Consider the following 17,545-nt stretch of genomic DNA (forward strand, 5'->3'; position numbering starts at 1 on the left):
TCATGACCATTTCACGCCGCCATCTGATCGCCGCCGCCGCGACCTTGCCGATCGCCAAGCCCGCGCTGTTGCTCGCGCAGAGCAAGGACCTGCGCCTGGGCATCCTCACCCCGAACGGCCACCCCTGGAACGTCGCGGCCGTCAAGGTCGGCGAACGCCTTAAGGCAGAGACCAATGGCCGGCTGAACCTCACGGTGTTCCACTCCGGCCAGCTCGGCAACGAGGCGGCGATGCTGCAGCAGATGCAGTCCGGCGCGCTCGACATGGGCTGGATCATGGCCGCAGAGCTCGGCTCGCGCGTCCCGGCGATCGGTGCGATCACCGCGCCCTATATCGTCGACTCCACCGCCAAGATCGCCAAGCTGGTGCGTGATCCCGTTGCGATGAAGCTGTTCGAGGTGCTGCCGCGTGAAACCGGCTGTGTCGGCATGGCCTGGGGCATCACCGGCATGCGCGCGGTCTTCGCCGCCAAGGAGATCGACGGTATCGCCGGCATCAAGGGCATGAAGCTGCGCATCAACCCGACCCCGGTCTATCGCGATTTCTACCAGCTGCTCGGCGCCGCCCCGACACCCATCCCGACGCCGCAGGTCTTCGACGCGATGACGAACGGCCAGGTCGATGGGCTCGAGGCCGACCTCGAGTTCTCCTGGAACCAGCGCTTCGACAAGGTCTCCAAGACCATCCTGCAGATGAACGCGATCTTCATGCCAGTGATCGCGCTCGCCTCGGGCCGGGTCTGGCAGGGCATGCCGGCGGCCGATCGCGAATTGATCCAGAAGACGGTCCGCGCCGCGCTCGACGAGCAGATCGATGCGCTCGCCGTCAACGAGCCCAAGCTGGTCGAGCAGTTCAAGGCTGCCGGCGCCAACTTCAAGCTCGCCAACCCGAAGGATGCCGAGGCCGTCGTCGCCGAGTTCGACAAGATCTGGCTGCCCAAGGCGCCGGTGCTCGCCGATCTGCGCAAGGCCGGCAAGTCGATCACCGCCTGATAGTCAGGCTATCATCACGGCTGCGAGCGCTCCGCTCGCAGCCGCATCCCTCCCGCCAGCGGACCCTGCCATGACCAAGAACATCTTCAGCGGTACAATTCCCGCCCTGATGAGCCCCTGCACCGCCTCGGGCGACGTCGACTACGCCGAGCTGGTGCGCACCGGCCGCCATCTGATCGACGCCGGCATGTCGGCGGTGGTCTATTGCGGCTCGATGGGCGACTGGCCGCTGCTCACCGACGAGCAGCGCATGGAGGGTGTCGAGGCGCTGGTGAAGGGCGGCATCCCGCTCATCGTCGGCACGGGCGCGCAGAACCCCAAGCGCGCCGCCGCCCTCGCAGCCCATGCCAAGAATGCCGGGGCGCAAGGCCTGATGGTGATCCCGCGCGTGCTCTCGCGCGGCTCCTCGCTTCAGGCCCAGCGCGCCCATTTCGAGGGCATCCTGGAAGCGGCGGTCGACCTGCCGTCGGTGATCTACAACAGCCCCTATTACGGCTACGAGACCAAGGCCGACCTGTTCTTCGCGCTCAATGCGCGCTTCCCGCATCTCGTCGGCTTCAAGGAGTTCGGCGGCGGGGCGGCGCTGACCTATGCGGCCGAGCACATCACCAACCGTGATCCCAAGCTGACCCTGATGGTCGGCGTCGACACGCAGGTCACTCACGGCTTCATCCGTTGCGGCGCCGGCGGCGCGATCACCGGCATCGGCAATGCCCTGCCGAAGGAAGTGCTGCACCTCGTCGCGTTGTCGCAGAAGGCCGCGGCGGGTGATCCGCAGGCCGAGCGCGATGCGCTCGAGCTGGAGCGGGCGCTCTATGTGCTGTCATCCTTCGACGAAGGCGTCGATCTCGTGCTCTACTACAAGCACCTGATGGTGCTGGAGGGCCACAAGGCCTATGAGCGCCACTTCAACGATGCCGACAGGCTCTCCGACGCCCAGCGCAACTATGTCGAGACCGAATGGCGCCGCTTCAAGAACTGGTACGCGAAGTGGGCCGCCGGGGGCCGCGCTGCCAAGGCGGCGTGACGTCAGCCGTCATTCTCGGGCGGCTCCGGATGCCGCGCATTCCACGCCGCGGCATACTCCGCACACAACCGGTCGAGCTCGGCCCGGTCGGTGACGCCGGCCGGCCGCGCCCGCGAGGGCGAGGCCTGCTGGAACGGCACATAGCGCTGATGCGCCACCCGCCAGAGCCGGCGCAACTCGGCGAGCGGATCGGCGTGGTCGTCGACACGGATGTCGAAGCTCGGCACGGGGTCGCTGGCCCAGATCCGGATTGCGCAGGACTGCCGGCCGCGCTTGTCGCCGCCGGCCTTCTCGCCGGCTTCGAGCGCCACCAGCAGGCGCTCGTCGAAGTCGAGCCCCGAATTCTCGACATAAGCCTTCAGGGTTTCCTGGACGACTTCCGGCCCGGCCAGCATGTTGCCGGCGACCGAGACCTGCGGCCCGTTCACCGCCCCGCACCAGTCGATGCAGGCATTGCCGGTATAGGACGCGGTGCGCCCGTCGCGGTCGATCAGATGCAATTGCCGATGCGCTCGGCCTTCGTCAGCAGAGGTCAGGTTGGCGATGATCTCGACCGAGGAGCGCCCTTCCTGCAGCAGCCTGAGGCCATCGACACCGTAGAGCGGGTTGACGAAGGCCTGCGTCGCGATCGCACCGACCCGGCCGCAGCCATAGGGCACGCGCGAGCCGACGGCGAAGGCGCAGGTCGAGACGGCGACGCCATAGGCGCCCGTCGCGGCATCGCGCGCGACGATGGACCAGGTCATAGGCTTATTCCTCAGCGGCCGGCGGCGTAGGCCTGCATCAGACGCGGCGTCGCCGCGGCGCGCAAGAGCCCGTCGGCGCTCTTCTCGGCTGCGGTCAGACGCCCGACGGTCCAGGCCGGCGCCTTCTCCAGCTTGTGGCCGCGCCGCACGAGATCGGCCAGCACCGCCTCGCCGACACTTACCTCGACCGTCAGATGGCCCGGCCGCGCCTCGCGCGGATAGAAGGTCGAGGGGAAATGCTGGGTGTGGAACAGCGGCAGGTCGATCGCCTCCTGCAGATTGAGCCCGTGATGCACCCGGCGCAGGAACATGCCGAGCTGCCATTGCTCCTGCTGGTCGCCGCCCGGCGTGCCGAAGGCGAGGCGCGGCTGCCCGTTCTCGAAGGCGATGGTCGGGGTCAGTGTCGTGCGCGGGCGCTTGCCGGCCGCGAGCGAGGAGGGCAGGCCCTCTTCGAGGAAGAAGGCCTGTGCGCGCGAGTTCAGCGGGAAGCCGAGCTCCGGGATCACCGGCGAGGATTGCAGCCAGCCACCCGACGGCGTCGCTGCGACCATGTTGCCCCAGCGGTCGATCACGTCGATATGGACGGTGTCGCCGCGCCGCGAGGAGGAGACCATCGAGGCCAAGGTCGGTTCGCCGACGGTCGCGCCGCCCTTGGCGCCGTGCTGGCCGGCGATGCGGATATTGGCGAGCGCCTGCGCGACCTGGGCCTCGAAGCCCGGCACCACGCCCGGGCGGATTTCCAGCGAAGCCTCGTTACCGATCAGCTCGCGCCGGCCGCGGGCATAGTCATCGGACAGCAGCGTCGCCAGCGGCACCTTCACGAAGTCGGGGTCGCCGTAATAGGCCTCGCGATCGGCGAAGGCGAGCTTCATCGCCTCGGCGACATGGTGGATGAACTCCGGGCTGGCCGGACCCATCGCGGAGAGATCGAAGCCTTCGAGGATTTTCAGCGTCTGCAGGAAGACGGGTCCTTGGCCCCAGGGGCCGATCTTGAACACCTCCCAGTCATGGTAGGTCACGCTCGCCGGCGCCTCGTAATGCGGCGTCCAGCCGGCCATGTCCTGCGCGGTGAGCAGGCCCTTGTGGCGCTGCCCGGTCGAATCCATCGGCGCTTCCGTGCGGCAGAAGGCGTCCATCGCCTCGGCGACGAAGCCTTTGTACCAGGCATCGTATGCGGCCTGGATCTGCTTCTGGCGGTCGCCGCCGGCGGCCTCCGCCTCGGCGAGGATGCGCTTGTAGGTCGCGGCTGCCGCTGGATTGCGGAAGAGTTCGCGGCCCTTGGGGACATTGCCGCCGGGCAGATAGACCGCGCCCGAGGTCGGCCATTCCCGGGTGAAGAGGTCGCTCAGGCCCGCGATCGTATCGGAGACGCGCGGCAGCATTGGGTGCCCATTCTCGAAATAGCCGATCGCCGGCTCGAGGACCTCGCGCAGGGGCAGGCGGCCATGGTCGCGCAGCATCGTCATCCAGCCGCCGAAGGCGCCGGGGATCACGGTAGAAAGCAGGCCGTCGCCGGGGATGATGTCGATGCCGAGGTCCTTATAGGCCTTGATCGTCGCGGCCGCTGGCGCCGGTCCCTGGGCGCAGAGCACTTCGACCTTCTTCGTCTCGGCCGAATAGAACACCGCCGGCATGTCGCCGGCCGGGCCGACGAGGTGAGGCTCGACCACCTGCAGCACGAAGGCGGCGGCGGCGCAGGCGTCGAAGGCATTGCCTCCCTTTTCCAGCATCGCCATGCCGGAGGCGGTCGCGAGCCAATGCGTCGAGGTGACGACGCCGAATGTGCCGAGGATCTCGGGGCGGGTGGTGAACATGATTGGTTCCTTGGGCAGTAAGGTCAGGATTCTTTGGGATCGAGCGCGTCGCGCAGGCCGTCGCCGAGCAGGTTGAAGCCGAGGACCGCCAGGAAGATGGCGACGCCGGGCGCCACTGACATCCACGGGGCCTGCTCCATGAAGTTCTTGGCGACGTTGAGCATCTGGCCCCAGGACGGGGAGGGCGGTTGCTGGCCGAGGCCGAGGAAGGAGAGGGCGGCTTCGAGCACGATCGCTTGCGCCATGAACAGCGTCGACTGCACGATGATCGGCGAGAGCGTGTTCGGCGCGACATGGCGGAACAGGATGTAGAGCTTGCCGCCGCCAATGGCGCGGGCGCCGTCGACGAACTCCTCGTTCTTGATCGCCAGCACCTGGCCGCGGACCAGGCGGATCAGGATCGGCGCGAAGGAGAGCCCGATCGCGATCATCGCATTGGTCAAGGACGGACCGAGCACGGCGGCGAGTGCGATCGCCAGGATCAGGAAGGGGCAGGCGAGCAGGGCCTCGGTGACGCGCGAGATCACCGCGTCGATCCAGCCGCCATACCAGCCGGCGATCAGGCCGATCGGCACGCCGACCGCCAGCGCGATCGCGACCGAGATGATGCCCGCCAGCAGCGAGGCCTGCGCACCGAAGATCAGCCGCGAGACCTGGTCACGGCCGAGTTCGTCGGTACCGAACCAGTAGAGTTCGGAGGGCGGCTTGCGGATGGCGAGGAAGTTCGACTTCAAGGGGTCAGCGAGCGGCAGCAATGGCGCCAGCAGCGCCATTGCAACGAAGACCAGCACGATCAGGCCGCCGATGCGAGCGGAGCGGCTGCGCAGGAGCTTGCGGAGGGAGCCGCGGCCCTGAAGGGTTGCCCCGGTGGCGCGGACGGTCATGGCGCCCATCAGCTGTCCCTCAGGCGCGGGTTGACGAGGATGTAGAGGACATCCGCGAGGAGGTTCATCACGATGAAGCCGATCGCGGTGCAGAGCACGACGCCCTGGACGACGCCGTAGTCGCGGTTGAAGACCGCATCGACGATCAGCTTGCCGAAGCCGGGGATGGTGAAGACCTGCTCGGTCAGCACCGCGCCGGCGAGCAGTTCACCGAACAGGATCGTCGACAGGGTGATGATCGGCACCAGCGCGTTGCGCAGCGCATGCCGGTTGATCACCGCATCCTCGGCGAGGCCCTTGGCGCGCGCGGTCCGGACATAGTCCGACTGGAGCACTTCGAGCATGGCCGAGCGCGTATGGCGCATCAGCGACGCGGCGAGCCCGCCGCCGAGCACGAAGGCCGGCATGATCATCCGCTCGATCGCGGCGCGCGGATCGCTGAAGATCGATTCGAACCCTGAGGCCGGCAGCCAGCGCAACTCGACCGAGACAAGCAGGATCAGCATGATCCCGAGCCAGAAATGCGGGACCGAGAGGCCGAATAGCGCAACCGCGCTCGCCGAATAGTCGGCGACGGTGTCCTTGCGCCTGGCAGCGATGATGCCGGCGGGGATGCCGATGCCGATGGCGATGAGCATCGAGGCGACCGCCAGCTGGAAGGTGACGCCGAGCTTTTGCACGATCAGCCCGAGCACCGGCTCGCCCGTGCGCAGCGAGCGGCCGAAATCGCCCTGGATCACCTGGCCGAGCCAGGCGAAGAATTGCACCACGATCGGATCGTCCATCCGGTAGATCTGGCGCAGGCGCGCGATCACCTCGGGGTCGCGCTCCTCGCCGGCGATGACGAGGAACGGGTCGCCCGGCAGCGCCCGCTGCAGGGCGAAGACGAACAGCGACACCAGGAACAGCGTCGGGATCGCGATCAGGAGGCGCCGGCCGATCAGGGCGAGCATGGTTCTGGCCGGCGCGATTCCCCTCCCCCTTGTGGGGAGGGGTTAGGGGTGGGGGGCGAAAAGCCGGAGCGATGGTTCGGACGGTCGGGAGACGGGGCGCATGCAATGGGGGCCGTCTTACCGACGGTCACCAAGCGGGACGCCCCCCACTCGCAGCCCCTCCCCACGAGGGAGAGGGGAGGAGCCTTGGCGATTTCGCCAATCACGACCGCTTCAGCCCCGAGAGCCGGATCATCCCGTCGGGGTTGATCACGAAGCCCTGGATATTGGAGCGCAGCGCGAAGAAGACCGTCTGGTTGTAGAGATAGACGATCGGCAATTCGTCCTGGAGGATCTTCTGAGCCGCGTCGTAGCGCTTCTTGCGCTCGGCGACGTCGTAGATCGTGCGGGCTTCGTCGAGCAGCTTGTCGACTTCGGCGTTGGAGTAGCGCCCGTCGTTCTGGTTGCCCTTGGTCGTCACGAACTGGTGGATGTTGCCGTCGGGATCGATGCGGCCGGACCAGCCGATCCGGCTCATCTGGAACTTGCCCTGCTGCTGGTCGCGCAGCTGGCTGGCGAACTCGGTCGAGCGGATCTGGATGTCGATGCCGGCTTCCTGCGCCATCGCCTGGATGACCTGGCCGAGTTGGGCGTCGACCGGGTTGTTGGTGACGAAGAGCTCGACCGAAACCTTGCTCTGTCCGGCCTCCTTGAGCAGCGCCTTGGCCTTGGCGACGTCGCGCTCGGGCACGGGCAGGGCGGCGGAAAGATACTGGTTGCCCGGATTGAAGGGCTGGTTCATCGGCGCATAGAGCCCCTCGAACACCACCTGGCTCAGCACCTTGCGGTCGATCGAGAGCGACAGCGCCTGCCGGATGCGCTTGTCCTTGCCCATCGGCTGGCTGGCGGCATCGCCATGGTTGGTGTTGATGGTGATGCCCTGGTAGCCGAGATTGGCCGTGCTCTGAACCTTGAGGCTCTTATCGCCCTGTGCCGATTTCACGTCTGTCGGCGCCAGCCGCTCCAGCATGTCGAGCTCGCCGGCGCGCAGGTTCGCGAGCCGGACCGTGGTGTCGGGAATGGCGCGGTAGACGATCCGGTCGAACTGGTACTTGTCCGCTTCCCAGTGCCCCTTGAACTTGTCGAGCACGATGCGGTCGTTCTGGACGCGCTCGACGAACTGGTAGGGGCCGGAGCAGATCGGCTTGGCGGTGATGTCGGGTCCCAGGCTCTTCGGCGACAGCATCATGCCGGCGCGATCGGTGAGCTGGGCGAGTAGCGTCGCATCGGGGCGCTTGAGCTTCAGCACGAGCGTCTCCGGGTCGGGAGCCTCGACAGTTGCGACCGAGGCGAGTTCCGATTTGCGCAGCGAATCCGGCAGGGTCATCGCCCGTTCGAGATTGGCCTTGGCCGCTTCGGCGTTGAAGCTCTCGCCGTCATGGAACTTGGCGTCGGTCCTGAGCTTCATCGTCAGCGTCAGGCCGTCGCCTGAGAACGACCATTGCGTCGCAAGGCGCGGGATGATCTTCAGCTCCGGATCGATGTCGACGAGCCGGTCGCACAGGCCCATGAAGACGATACGGCCGACGAAGGTGCGGGCCTTATGCGGATCGAGCATATCGGGGTCTTCCTGAAGGCCGATACGCAAGGTCGATGGCGATTGGGCTTGAACTGGAAGCGCGGCGAGACCGAGCATGGCGGCTGACGCCAGCAGAACGATATGTTTCATCGCTGTTCCCCTCATCGTTGTTTTGCTTTGAACTGGGCTCGTTACCCGAGGCTCCATCGCTCTTGCGGCGATCCCGGAGCCCCGCGAGGCATTCTTGTTTGGTCCCATTCGGTACCAAGCTGGCGCATTTTTCGATGATCGTCGATAGGCTCGTCTTGCCCCTGCCGAGCGTTGTGGCGAACATTCCATGCCGACGCGATTGGTGCAATGGATACAGTGTGACGGCCTGCCGGCACTCATGCATGGCTGCGACGCAACTCGGGCCTGTCGCCGCCGGCATTGCTTCTGGTATGCAAAATCTGCCGGCGCCGCTCGCAGGGTCGCGACGGCGTTGCAGAAGAAGGATCTGACGATGCTGCTGGGTGTGATTGCCGACGACATGACGGGCGCGACCGACGTCGCCCTGATGCTGAACCGCGCCGGCATGCGCACGGTTCAGGTCATCGGTGCGCCTCCCGCCGGCGCAAAACTGCCCGAAGCCGATGCCGTCGTCGTCGCGCTGAAGTCGCGCACCAATCCCGTCGCCGAGGCCGTGGCGGATTCGCTCGCCGCCTGCGAGGCGCTGCTCGCTGCCGGTGCCAGGCAGATCCTGTTCAAATACTGCTCGACCTTCGACTCGACTGCCAAGGGCAATATCGGCCCGGTCGCCGATGCGCTGATGCAGCGCCTCAACGCCCATCAGGCGATCGTCTGCCCGGCTTTCCCGGCCAATGGCCGCTCGATCTTCCAGGGCTATCTCTTCGTCGGGGCGGTGCCGCTGCACGAGAGCTCGATGAAGGATCACCCGCTGACGCCGATGCGGGACTCCAACCTGATGCGTCTGATGGGCGCGCAGACCCCCCACAAGGTCGGGCTCGCCTCCTATGCCGCCGTCAACCAAGGCGCTGCCGCCGTGCGCAAGCGCCTGGCCGAGCTGGCGGCCGACGGCGTGCGCTACGTCGTCACCGACGCAATCGACAACGGCCATCTGATGGTGCTCGGCGAGGCGATTTCTGACCATGTCCTGCTCACCGGCGGCTCCGGCATCGCCATGGGCCTGCCCGAGAACTTCCGTAAGGCGGGGCTGTTGCCCCGGCGCGAGACCGCGACGCATCTCTCTGCGCCGGCCGGCCGCGCCGGCATCATCTCCGGCAGCTGCTCGACTGCGACGCGCGGCCAGATCAAGGCGGCGCTTGCGGCCGGCATCCCGGCGCTGAAGGTCGATCCGCTTGCCTTGACGGCGGGCGAGCAGACACCGGCCAAGCTGGTCGAATGGGCGTTCGCCCAGCCGACCGACAAGCCCTTCCTCATCTATTCCAGCGACGATCCGGCCGAGGTCGCGGCGGTGCAGGACAAGCTTGGTCGCGAGAAGGCCGGCGAGACTGTCGAGCACGCTTTCGCCGAGGTCGCACGCCTTCTGAACGTTGGCGGCGTCGCCCGCCTGCTCGTAGCCGGCGGCGAGACTTCCGGAGCCGTGGTGCAGGGCCTTTCCATCCGCACGCTGGAGATCGGGCCGGAGATCGATCCCGGTGTGCCGTGGACCCGTGTCGTCGATGGGCCGGAGATGGTGGTTGCATTGAAGTCTGGGAATTTCGGCGCGCCCGATTTCTTCCTCAAGGCGTGGGAGCTTTTGAAGTAGCGCGATCGTGTCGCGGCTCGTCACGTTTGCACTGCGGCAAACTCGTATAGGATAGGCAGTGCAAGCGAGGCTTTGGGGGTGCAGATGGCGTTTCTTGGCGATCTCCTGACCAGCGTCGCCGATCGCGGCCGGGCGCTGATCAATTTCGAGCGCTTCGCCTCGAACCGCCGCCGGCCGCTCGACAAGCTTTGCGAGGATCTGCTCTCGGGGCGCGGTGAGGCTTCCGGCATGGCGCTGGCGCAGGCCGTTCTGGAGGACTGGCAGCAGCTCGACGAGGCCGGCCGGCTCGCCTTCTTCCGCCTGCTGCAGGAGCGCTTCGGCCCCGATCGCGAGCGGCTCGACGCCGCGTTGGAGCGCTATCGCGACAATCCCGACGCCGAGGCGATCGGCCAGCTCCATCTGGCCTCCGAGCCACGGCGGCAGGAGCTGTTCCGCAGGCTGAATCTGGCACCTGGCGGCACGCATGTGCTGGTGCGCATGCGCGAGAGCCTGTTCGAGGCGATGAAGCAGGAGCCGGAACTCAAGGCGGTCGATGCCGATTTCCGGCACCTGTTCGGCTCCTGGTTCAATCGTGGCTTCCTGGTGCTGCGCCGGATCGACTGGACCACGCCGGCGAACGTGCTGGAGAAGATCATTCGCTACGAGGCGGTCCACGCCATCAAGGACTGGGACGATCTGCGCCGCCGGCTCGAGCCGGCCGACCGGCGCTGCTTCGCCTTCTTCCACCCGCAACTGATCGACGAGCCGCTGATCTTCGTCGAGGTGGCGCTGACCCGCGAGAGCCCGAGCCGGATCGTCGACGTGCTGAGCGAGGACCGCGAGGTGCTCCCGGCCTCGTCGGCGAGCACGGCGGTGTTCTACTCGATCTCCAACTGCCAGGAGGGCCTGCGCGGCATCTCCTTCGGCAACTTCCTGATCAAGCAGGTCGCGGAGGATCTGAAGCGCGAGCTCCCGGGCCTCGACGTCTTCGTCACGCTCTCGCCGGTGCCGGGCTTCGCCCGCTGGCTCGGTCCGGCGCTGGCGGAGCCGGCCGAACTCGGCCTGACCAATGAGGAAGCGGCGCTGCTGATGCAGGCGCCGGCCGAGGTCGCGGCGCAGGACGAGGTCACCCGCGCCCGCCGCGACAAGCTGCTCGGCCAGATGATGGCGCAGTACATGCTGCGGGCCCGAACCTCGTCGGGACGCGTGATCGACCCGGTCGCCCGCTTCCATCTCGGCAATGGCGCGCGGCTGGAGCGTATCAATGTCGGCGGCAACCTCTCCGACCGGGGCCGGCGCGAGTCGCATGGCGTGATGGTCAATTACCGCTATGAGCTCGACGACATCGAGACCAATCACGAAGCCTTCGCCAGTCGCAATACGGTGGTCGCTTCCTCCTCGGTGAAGAAGCAGCTGCGGCCGGCGACGAAGTGACCAAAGACAACGGAAACGCCTGAAAGGACCCGAAATCATGGGCAATCATCTGTTCGACCTGATCAAGGCCCGCATGCCGGCGCTGACCGCGCCCTTCGCGTTCCTCGATGACGGCCGGACCTATACCTACGCCGACATGGTTGCGGTCTCCGCCCGCTTCGCCAACGCGCTGGTCGCGCTCGGCGTCAAGCCGGGCGATCGCGTCGCCGTCCAGGTCGAGAAGAGCATCGAGGCGCTGATGCTCTATCTCGGCACGGTCCGGGCCGGCGCGATCTTCCTGCCGCTCAACACCGCCTATACCCCGGCGGAGATCGAGTACTTCCTCGGCGATGCCGAGCCGGCCGTCTTCGTTTGCGGTCCCGCCAAGGCCGAGGCGCTGAAGCCTTTCGCCGACAAGGCCGGAGCGAAGCTGGAGACGCTCGGCGTCGGCGCCGGCAGCCTGCTCGACAAGGCCAACGCCGCTGCGGCCGAGTTCGCGGATGTCGCGCGCGGCGCCGACGATCTCGCCGCCATCCTCTACACCTCCGGCACGACCGGGCGCTCCAAGGGCGCCATGCTTTCCCATGACAACCTCGCCTCGAACGCCTTGTCGCTGGTCGACTACTGGCGCTTCAGCAAGGGCGACGTGCTGTTGCATGCGCTGCCGATCTTCCACACTCACGGCCTCTTCGTCGCGACCAACACGATCCTGCTTGCCGGCGCCTCGATGATCCTGCTGCCGAAGTTCGATCCCGAGCAGGTCTTCAAATACCTGCCCAGGGCGACCAGCATGATGGGCGTGCCGACCTTCTATGTCCGCCTGCTCCAGGACCAGAGGCTGTCGAAGGAGGCGGTGAAGCATATGCGCCTCTTCGTCTCCGGCTCGGCGCCATTGCTGGCCGAGACGCATCGCGAATGGCGCGAGCGCACGGGCCACGCCATCCTCGAGCGCTACGGCATGACCGAGACCAACATGAACACCTCGAATCCCTATGACGGGGACCGGGTGGCGGGCACGGTCGGCTTCCCGTTGCCGGGCGTTTCGGCCCGCGTCACCGATCCGGAGAGCGGCACGGAGCTCGCCCGCGACGAGATCGGCATGATCGAGGTCAAGGGCCCGAACGTCTTCAAGGGCTATTGGCGCAATCCCGAGAAGACCAAGGCCGAGTTCAGGGCCGACGGTTTCTTCATCACCGGCGACCTCGGCAAGATCGACTCGGCCGGCTATGTCCACATCGTCGGGCGCGGCAAGGACCTGATCATCACGGGCGGCTACAACGTCTACCCGAAGGAGGTCGAGGCCGAGATCGACGAGATGCCGGGCGTGATCGAGAGCGCCGTGATCGGCTGCCCGCATCCGGATTTCGGCGAGGGCGTTACCGCGGTCGTGGTGGCCAAGCCCGGCGCCGAGGTCAGCGCCGCCGGCATCGCCGCAGCGCTGGAGCAGCGCCTCGCCAAGTTCAAGCAGCCCAAGCAGGTCTTCGTCGTCGCCGACCTGCCACGCAACACCATGGGCAAGGTCCAGAAGAACCTGCTGCGCGAGCAATACAAGGACATCTACGCCAAGCAGTTCAAGGCTGGAGAGTAAGCGGGCTCGTTCGAATGGAGGACGCGGTCAGGCGCTTCCGGAGCAAGGATTGGTGCAGTGATACCAGCGCCGTCCTCCGGAGATCGTCATGCGACGCTTCCTACTGCCGCTTCTCGCAACCGTCTTCGGCTCGGCGGGGATCGCCTCTGCCGCTACCGACTGCAAGGGGACGCTGACCGGGCGCTGGGCCACCAAGGGCGATGTCGCCATGGGGCCGATGAAGATCAAGGTCGACAATCTCGACGCCTACAACGCGGACGGCTCGTTCAGGGCCGTCCGCCGTTTCGTCAATCAGGAGGGGAAGTGGGAGGAGCAGGTCACCTCCGGGCAGTGGACCACCAAGCCCGGTTCTGGTGCTGGTGAATGCGTGCTGAAGATGTCCCTCAAGAGCGAATTCGGCAGTTCCAGCTCATCGACGACTGTGACCGTCATCGATCGCGATACCTTCCGCTCCTTCGGCGTCGACGCCAGGCGGGTCAAATAAGCTCGCTCAGGCGTGCACCGGCGCCTTCAGTTCGATCGTCTCGCCATCGGCCGGGATCAGGAGCCGGTCGCGACCGATGCCGCGGGAATCGGCCGCCTCGCGCAATGCCTGCCGGCTGACGCTGGCATGGTCGAGCGCTTCCATATGGGTCGCGACGATCACCGCCTGCGGCGCCTGCTCGGCAAGGTCCAGCGTCTGCTGCGCATCCATCACGATCAGCGTGCCGTCCCAGAGCGCGCCGCAGGAATGGGTGACGATGACGTCGGGCTCGGCCTTGGCGACAGCCTCCTGCAGCGGCGGGTAGAGCACGCTGTCGCCGCACCAGTAGACTGAAGGCTCGCCCGGCGCTTCCAGGGTGAAGCCCATCACCTTGCCCATCACCTCGACGACCGGCCCGGTGCCGTGCTGAGCCGGCTGCGGCTTGACCACGATCGGCCCGATCCGGACGAAGCATTCGAGCGGCTCGACATTGCTGAAGCCGGCCGCCCGGATCGCCTCTTCGTTGCCGGGCTGGCAGATCAGCGGAATGTCCTTCGGGATGCGAGCCTTGGCGACCTCGTCGAAATGGTCGGCGTGCAGATGCGAGACGATGACGTGGTCGACGCCTGCGAGGATGTCCTCGATCGGCTCGGGCAGGTCGACCATCGGGTTCTGTGACTTGCCGGCGATCGAGCGGCGGCTGAGCTTTTCGCCGAAATCAGGGTCGATCAGCAGGGTCTTGCCGGCGTAGCTCAGCTTGAGCAGGGCGTTGCGCAGGAGTTTGATCTGCATGGCGGCTCCGCGGAAGGAGGGATCGGTCTATCCGATCCTTCCCCGGATGCCACCGCCGCGACCAGTTCGAATTTGTGAAGCAAACTGCATCGCGGCGTTAGATACCTGCGTTTTCAGGGAAATGTTCCACGCGCAGCCGTCCGGGTAATCGATTGGCCTCAGACAAGCTGCTGGCACGAGAAAATCCCTGCGAACGAGCTGTCGATATCGTGTTGTGGTGGAAGCCGCTCAGGCCGCGAACTGGCCGTAGGGCACGGTGTTGCGGGCCGTCCTGAGCGCGCTCGCCCACCAGTGCAACTGCCCGAGCATGGTCGCCATCGCCCGCTCGGCCCGGTCGGCATCGCGCAGGCGGCCGGTCTCGTCGAACTGGTCCCAGGCATTGGCGAAGCAGACGCCGTCGCGGATCGTCGCGGCGTGCAGTTCGGCGAAGACGAGGCGCAGTTGCTCGACGGCGCGCAGGCCTCCAGAGACCCCGCCATAGGAGACGAAGGCGACCGGCTTGCCGCGCCATTCTGCGCCGGTGCCGTCGATCAGTGCCTTCAGTGGGGCCGGGAAGCTGCGGTTGTATTCGGGCGTCACCACGATGAAGGCATCGGCTCGGCCGAGCCGCTCTGTCTGCTCGACGAGGTCGTGCGCGCCGGGGTCGACGCTCTCGACCGAGAAGGGGCCGTCACCCTCGATCTGCGCGATTGTCCAGGCCGCCACCTTGTCGCAGAGGCGCCCCTGGCGCGTGCTGCCATAGATCACGGCGACCTTGATCTGGGGGATGAGCGGGCGATGCATGGGAAGGCTCCGAGGGGCTGGCGGTGCAGCGGAGCGATCTCTATAAGACCTCAAGTAAGGTTAAGGTCAAGCGCCATGAAGCACCCAGCCCGCAATCCGTTCGCCGACGATCTCAGCGTCGGCCAGGTCGCGAGCCGCAGCGGCATCGCGGTCTCAGCGCTGCACTTCTACGAGGCGGAAGGGCTGATCCGCAGCCGCCGCAATGCCGGCAATCAGCGCCGCTACCCGCGCGAGGTGTTGCGCCGCGTCGCCATCATCAAGGTGGCGCAGCGCACCGGCATCCCGCTCAAGACCATCCGCGAGGCCTTCAAGGCGCTGCCGCAGGAGCGCACGCCGACGGCAGAGGACTGGAGCCGGCTCTCGGCGGCCTGGAAGGAGGAGCTGGAGCACCGCATCGACCGGCTGACGCGCTTGCGCGACCATCTCACCGACTGCATCGGCTGCGGCTGCCTCTCGGTCAGGAGCTGCCCCTTGCACAATCCCTGGGACGAGCTCGGCAAGCAGGGCGCCGGGCCGAGGCTGCTCGATCCGGATTGACCGAGGAGGCGTCATTCTCGGGCGGAGCGAAGCGCAGACCCGAGAATCTCGTGACCAGAAGGTGCTTGCCGGAGCCTCTTCTGGCCTGAAATGCTCGGGTCAGGCCCGAGCATGACGCGTTTCAATTAGCCTTGTGCAGCTTCGCGAGCGGGAAACGCGCCACGTCGGCGAGCAACTCGATGAAGCCCTTAGCCTGAAATTCGGCCGTCGCCTTGCCCTTCTCGGCCGTGGCGAGGCTGGCATCGCCTGCCGCGCCGGAGGAGTGAACGTCCTGCGCCATCCAGGCAAAGGGGTGCGCGCCAGTCGGTCTCAGCCAGTTGTAGCCCTCATCCGCCATCTCGACCGTGCGCGGCACGAAGCGGCCGGCCTGGCTCATATCGACGAGGTCGGGCCGGAAATGCAGCATCAGCGAAGTCTCGATGTCGCCGGCATGGATGCCGTGTTTGGCGTCCATTTCGCCATAGAGCTCCGGCGGCAGGCCGAAATTGCTCCAGGAGGTCGAGACCGCGAACATGCCCTGGCTGACGCGCAATTCGCGCGCCACCACCTTCATCGGGTCGACATTACCGCCATGGGAGGTGACGAGCACGAGCTTGCGCAGGCCGGCGCGCTTCACGCTCTCGCCGATCTCGATCCAGCTCCGGATCGCGCTCTCCCAGGAGATGGTCAGCGTGCCCGGCGAGTGCAGGTGCTCGTTCGACTTGCAGATCGCCTGTGTCGGCAGCACCAGCACGTCGAGCCCGGCAGGAACCTGCGGCATCGCCAGCGCCAGCATCGCGTTCATCACGGTGGTGTCGACCGACACAGGCAGATGCGGCCCGTGCTGCTCGATCGCGGCAAGAGGCAGCACGGCGATGGTCGCCTCGGGGGAGAGGTCGGCGAAGTCGGTGGTCTTCAGGTCGCCCCAGAAGCGTGCGGTCATGGTCTTCAGGTCTCGTCGGTGAAGCTGCGGGCCGGCCCCGCGATTCGCGCCTGCTGCCTCAGGGCGACAGGACTGCCCAGCATAGTGAGCGGGGATGACGAGGGAAGGGCCGATGGCACGCGCACGCCATGCGGGCCGCAGTCTCGCCGGCAGGGTTCGTCTGTGCGAAAGCCGGCCACGACGCATTTCCAGTGGGCCTCAGGCCGTGGCATACAAGCTGCCTGCGGGACGCGAGGGTTGTGCGGTCCGGCGACAGGTTCGCGACATGATGGAGGGGGTTAGGCCATGACGATGAAATATCGCCTCGACCGGCGCGCTGCGCTCGGCCTGCTCGGCGGCTCGGCCGCCTCGGTGCTGATCCCGGTACCGGGTGCGCGCGTCAATGCGCAGACCCTCGACAAGGTCAGCTACCAGACCAACTGGCGCGCCCAGACCGAGCATGGCGGCTTCTATCTCGCCGCCGCCAACGGCATCTACAAGAAGTACGGGCTCGACGTCGACATCCGGCCGGGTGGTCCGCAGCAGAACCCGACCCAGCTCCTGCTCGGCGGCCGCGTCGACATGATCATGGGCAATTCGCTGGAGGCGCTGAGCTTCGCGCAGGAGAACCTGCCCTTCCTCTGCATCGCCTCGATCTTCCAGAAGGATCCGCAGGTCCTGATCTCGCATCCTGGCCAGGGCAACGACTCGCTCGCCGCCCTCAAGGACAAGCCGATCCTGATCGCGGCGCAGGCCCGCGTCGGCTTCTGGCCGTTCCTGAAGCTGAAATTCGGCTATCGCGACGAGCAGATCCGGCCCTACACCTTCAACATGGCGCCGTTCCTGGCCGACAAGAAGCTGACCCAGCAGGGCTTCCTGTCCTCCGAGCCCTACGTGATCCGCAAGGCCGGCGTCGAGCCGGTCGTCCATCTCCTCGCCGATGCCGGCTTCGAGAACTACAACACGACCATCACCATCTCCCGCAAGATGGTGCAGGAGAAGAAGGAGATCGTGCAGCGCTTCGTCGACGCGACGGCTGAGGGCTGGGCCGAATACATGAAGGGCGGGCCGAACATCGCCGCCGCCAATGCCCGGATCCTGAAGGATAACCCCGACATGGATCAGGAGAAGATCGACTACGCCCTCAAGGTGATGAACGACAACGGCATCGTCGCCTCGGGTGATGCGAAGACGCTCGGCATCGGCGCCATGACCGATGCGCGCTGGGCGAGCTTCGCCAAGACGATGACGGAAGCCGGTGTCATCCCCGCGGGAGTCGACGTCAAGAAGGCCTACAGCCTGGAGTTCATCAACAAGGGCGTCGGCAAGCCCTGAGAAGGCGGCCCT

At 66.6% G+C, this 17,545-nt stretch carries 16 protein-coding genes; 8 read left to right on the forward strand and 8 right to left on the reverse strand.

Annotated features, from left to right (window positions below; genetic code table 11):
- The first annotated feature begins 2 nt into the window (after nt 1-2).
- Both ACQKLX_RS25545 and ACQKLX_RS25550 read left to right on the forward strand, forming a co-directional pair.
- Nucleotides 3-992, forward strand: coding sequence for a TRAP transporter substrate-binding protein (locus ACQKLX_RS25545; protein ID WP_427364369.1), 990 nt, complete (start codon nt 3-5; stop codon nt 990-992).
- 70 nt (nt 993-1,062) lie between these two features.
- The gene (locus ACQKLX_RS25550; RefSeq protein WP_427364370.1) at nt 1,063-2,019 is read left to right on the forward strand and encodes a dihydrodipicolinate synthase family protein; all 957 of its coding nucleotides are present in this window, start codon (nt 1,063-1,065) and stop codon (nt 2,017-2,019) included.
- A gap of 2 nt (nt 2,020-2,021) precedes the next feature.
- Here ACQKLX_RS25550 and ACQKLX_RS25555 read toward each other — a convergent pair whose 3' ends face one another.
- The 5 genes from ACQKLX_RS25555 to ACQKLX_RS25575 all read right to left on the reverse strand — a co-directional run bounded on the left by ACQKLX_RS25555 (nt 2,022) and on the right by ACQKLX_RS25575 (nt 8,124).
- On the reverse strand, nt 2,022-2,765 hold the full coding sequence (locus tag ACQKLX_RS25555) for a DUF1028 domain-containing protein (RefSeq protein WP_427364371.1): 744 nt from the start codon (nt 2,763-2,765) through the stop codon (nt 2,022-2,024).
- Nucleotides 2,766-2,776: 11 nt separating this feature from the next.
- Complete coding sequence (locus ACQKLX_RS25560) at nt 2,777-4,579, reverse strand: gamma-glutamyltransferase family protein (RefSeq protein ID WP_427364372.1); 1,803 nt, start codon at nt 4,577-4,579, stop codon at nt 2,777-2,779.
- A 23-nt stretch (nt 4,580-4,602) separates the two neighbouring features.
- A complete protein-coding gene (locus tag ACQKLX_RS25565; protein WP_427364373.1) occupies nt 4,603-5,472 on the reverse strand; it encodes an ABC transporter permease in 870 nt (289 codons plus the stop codon).
- Nucleotides 5,472-6,416, reverse strand: a complete 945-nt coding sequence (locus ACQKLX_RS25570) for an ABC transporter permease (RefSeq protein WP_427364374.1) — start codon at nt 6,414-6,416, stop codon at nt 5,472-5,474. Before ACQKLX_RS25570 ends, ACQKLX_RS25565 begins: the two co-directional genes overlap by 1 nt.
- A 202-nt stretch (nt 6,417-6,618) precedes the next feature.
- The gene (locus tag ACQKLX_RS25575; RefSeq protein WP_427364375.1) at nt 6,619-8,124 is read right to left on the reverse strand and encodes an ABC transporter substrate-binding protein; all 1,506 of its coding nucleotides are present in this window, start codon (nt 8,122-8,124) and stop codon (nt 6,619-6,621) included.
- A 352-nt stretch (nt 8,125-8,476) separates the two neighbouring features.
- Between ACQKLX_RS25575 and otnK the strand changes: the two genes are divergently transcribed.
- The 4 genes from otnK (at nt 8,477) to ACQKLX_RS25595 (ending at nt 13,206) form a co-directional block, all read left to right on the forward strand.
- Nucleotides 8,477-9,742, forward strand: coding sequence for a 3-oxo-tetronate kinase (gene otnK, locus ACQKLX_RS25580; protein WP_427364376.1), 1,266 nt, complete (start codon nt 8,477-8,479; stop codon nt 9,740-9,742).
- 84 nt (nt 9,743-9,826) lie between these two features.
- Nucleotides 9,827-11,155, forward strand: coding sequence for a malonyl-CoA decarboxylase (locus tag ACQKLX_RS25585; RefSeq protein WP_427364377.1), 1,329 nt, complete (start codon nt 9,827-9,829; stop codon nt 11,153-11,155).
- 37 nt (nt 11,156-11,192) lie between these two features.
- Nucleotides 11,193-12,722, forward strand: a complete 1,530-nt coding sequence (locus ACQKLX_RS25590; protein ID WP_427364378.1) for a malonate--CoA ligase — start codon at nt 11,193-11,195, stop codon at nt 12,720-12,722.
- An 88-nt stretch (nt 12,723-12,810) separates the two neighbouring features.
- Nucleotides 12,811-13,206: a hypothetical protein gene (locus tag ACQKLX_RS25595; RefSeq protein ID WP_427364379.1), complete on the forward strand. Its 396-nt coding sequence runs from the start codon at nt 12,811-12,813 to the stop codon at nt 13,204-13,206.
- A 6-nt stretch (nt 13,207-13,212) separates the two neighbouring features.
- On the opposite strand, the gene ACQKLX_RS25600 is transcribed toward ACQKLX_RS25595, so the two are convergent.
- The gene (locus ACQKLX_RS25600) at nt 13,213-13,977 is read right to left on the reverse strand and encodes an MBL fold metallo-hydrolase (RefSeq protein ID WP_427364380.1); all 765 of its coding nucleotides are present in this window, start codon (nt 13,975-13,977) and stop codon (nt 13,213-13,215) included.
- Nucleotides 13,978-14,205: 228 nt separating this feature from the next.
- Nucleotides 14,206-14,760 carry an NADPH-dependent FMN reductase gene (locus ACQKLX_RS25605; RefSeq protein WP_427364381.1) on the reverse strand — a complete coding sequence of 185 codons (555 nt, stop codon included), beginning with the start codon at nt 14,758-14,760 and terminating at the stop codon, nt 14,206-14,208.
- A gap of 75 nt (nt 14,761-14,835) precedes the next feature.
- Between ACQKLX_RS25605 and soxR the strand changes: the two genes are divergently transcribed.
- Nucleotides 14,836-15,297 carry a redox-sensitive transcriptional activator SoxR gene (gene soxR, locus ACQKLX_RS25610; protein ID WP_427364382.1) on the forward strand — a complete coding sequence of 154 codons (462 nt, stop codon included), beginning with the start codon at nt 14,836-14,838 and terminating at the stop codon, nt 15,295-15,297.
- A gap of 121 nt (nt 15,298-15,418) precedes the next feature.
- Here soxR and ACQKLX_RS25615 read toward each other — a convergent pair whose 3' ends face one another.
- Nucleotides 15,419-16,219, reverse strand: a complete 801-nt coding sequence (locus ACQKLX_RS25615; RefSeq protein ID WP_427364383.1) for a creatininase family protein — start codon at nt 16,217-16,219, stop codon at nt 15,419-15,421.
- A 285-nt stretch (nt 16,220-16,504) separates the two neighbouring features.
- On the opposite strand from ACQKLX_RS25615, the gene ACQKLX_RS25620 reads away from it, so the two are divergent.
- Nucleotides 16,505-17,533: an ABC transporter substrate-binding protein gene (locus ACQKLX_RS25620; RefSeq protein WP_427364384.1), complete on the forward strand. Its 1,029-nt coding sequence runs from the start codon at nt 16,505-16,507 to the stop codon at nt 17,531-17,533.
- Nucleotides 17,534-17,545 lie beyond the last annotated feature (12 nt).

The sequence above is a fragment of the Allobosea sp. NPDC003192 genome (assembly GCF_050275675.1).
GTDB lineage: Bacteria > Pseudomonadota > Alphaproteobacteria > Rhizobiales > Beijerinckiaceae > Allobosea.

Excerpts from the sequence above, each read along its gene's own strand:
- ACQKLX_RS25605 (WP_427364381.1), bottom strand. The coding sequence starts at position 14,760 with ATGCATCGCCCGCTCATCCCCCAGATCAAGGTCGCCGTGATCTATGGC.
- ACQKLX_RS25585 (WP_427364377.1), top strand. The coding sequence starts at position 9,827 with ATGGCGTTTCTTGGCGATCTCCTGACCAGCGTCGCCGATCGCGGCCGG.
- otnK (WP_427364376.1), top strand. The coding sequence starts at position 8,477 with ATGCTGCTGGGTGTGATTGCCGACGACATGACGGGCGCGACCGACGTC.
- ACQKLX_RS25560 (WP_427364372.1), bottom strand. The coding sequence starts at position 4,579 with ATGTTCACCACCCGCCCCGAGATCCTCGGCACATTCGGCGTCGTCACC.
- ACQKLX_RS25545 (WP_427364369.1), top strand. The coding sequence starts at position 3 with ATGACCATTTCACGCCGCCATCTGATCGCCGCCGCCGCGACCTTGCCG.
- ACQKLX_RS25615 (WP_427364383.1), bottom strand. The coding sequence starts at position 16,219 with ATGACCGCACGCTTCTGGGGCGACCTGAAGACCACCGACTTCGCCGAC.
- ACQKLX_RS25600 (WP_427364380.1), bottom strand. The coding sequence starts at position 13,977 with ATGCAGATCAAACTCCTGCGCAACGCCCTGCTCAAGCTGAGCTACGCC.
- ACQKLX_RS25590 (WP_427364378.1), top strand. The coding sequence starts at position 11,193 with ATGGGCAATCATCTGTTCGACCTGATCAAGGCCCGCATGCCGGCGCTG.
- ACQKLX_RS25595 (WP_427364379.1), top strand. The coding sequence starts at position 12,811 with ATGCGACGCTTCCTACTGCCGCTTCTCGCAACCGTCTTCGGCTCGGCG.
- soxR (WP_427364382.1), top strand. The coding sequence starts at position 14,836 with ATGAAGCACCCAGCCCGCAATCCGTTCGCCGACGATCTCAGCGTCGGC.
- ACQKLX_RS25555 (WP_427364371.1), bottom strand. The coding sequence starts at position 2,765 with ATGACCTGGTCCATCGTCGCGCGCGATGCCGCGACGGGCGCCTATGGC.
- ACQKLX_RS25550 (WP_427364370.1), top strand. The coding sequence starts at position 1,063 with ATGACCAAGAACATCTTCAGCGGTACAATTCCCGCCCTGATGAGCCCC.
- ACQKLX_RS25565 (WP_427364373.1), bottom strand. The coding sequence starts at position 5,472 with ATGGGCGCCATGACCGTCCGCGCCACCGGGGCAACCCTTCAGGGCCGC.
- ACQKLX_RS25575 (WP_427364375.1), bottom strand. The coding sequence starts at position 8,124 with ATGAAACATATCGTTCTGCTGGCGTCAGCCGCCATGCTCGGTCTCGCC.
- ACQKLX_RS25620 (WP_427364384.1), top strand. The coding sequence starts at position 16,505 with ATGACGATGAAATATCGCCTCGACCGGCGCGCTGCGCTCGGCCTGCTC.
- ACQKLX_RS25570 (WP_427364374.1), bottom strand. The coding sequence starts at position 6,416 with ATGCTCGCCCTGATCGGCCGGCGCCTCCTGATCGCGATCCCGACGCTG.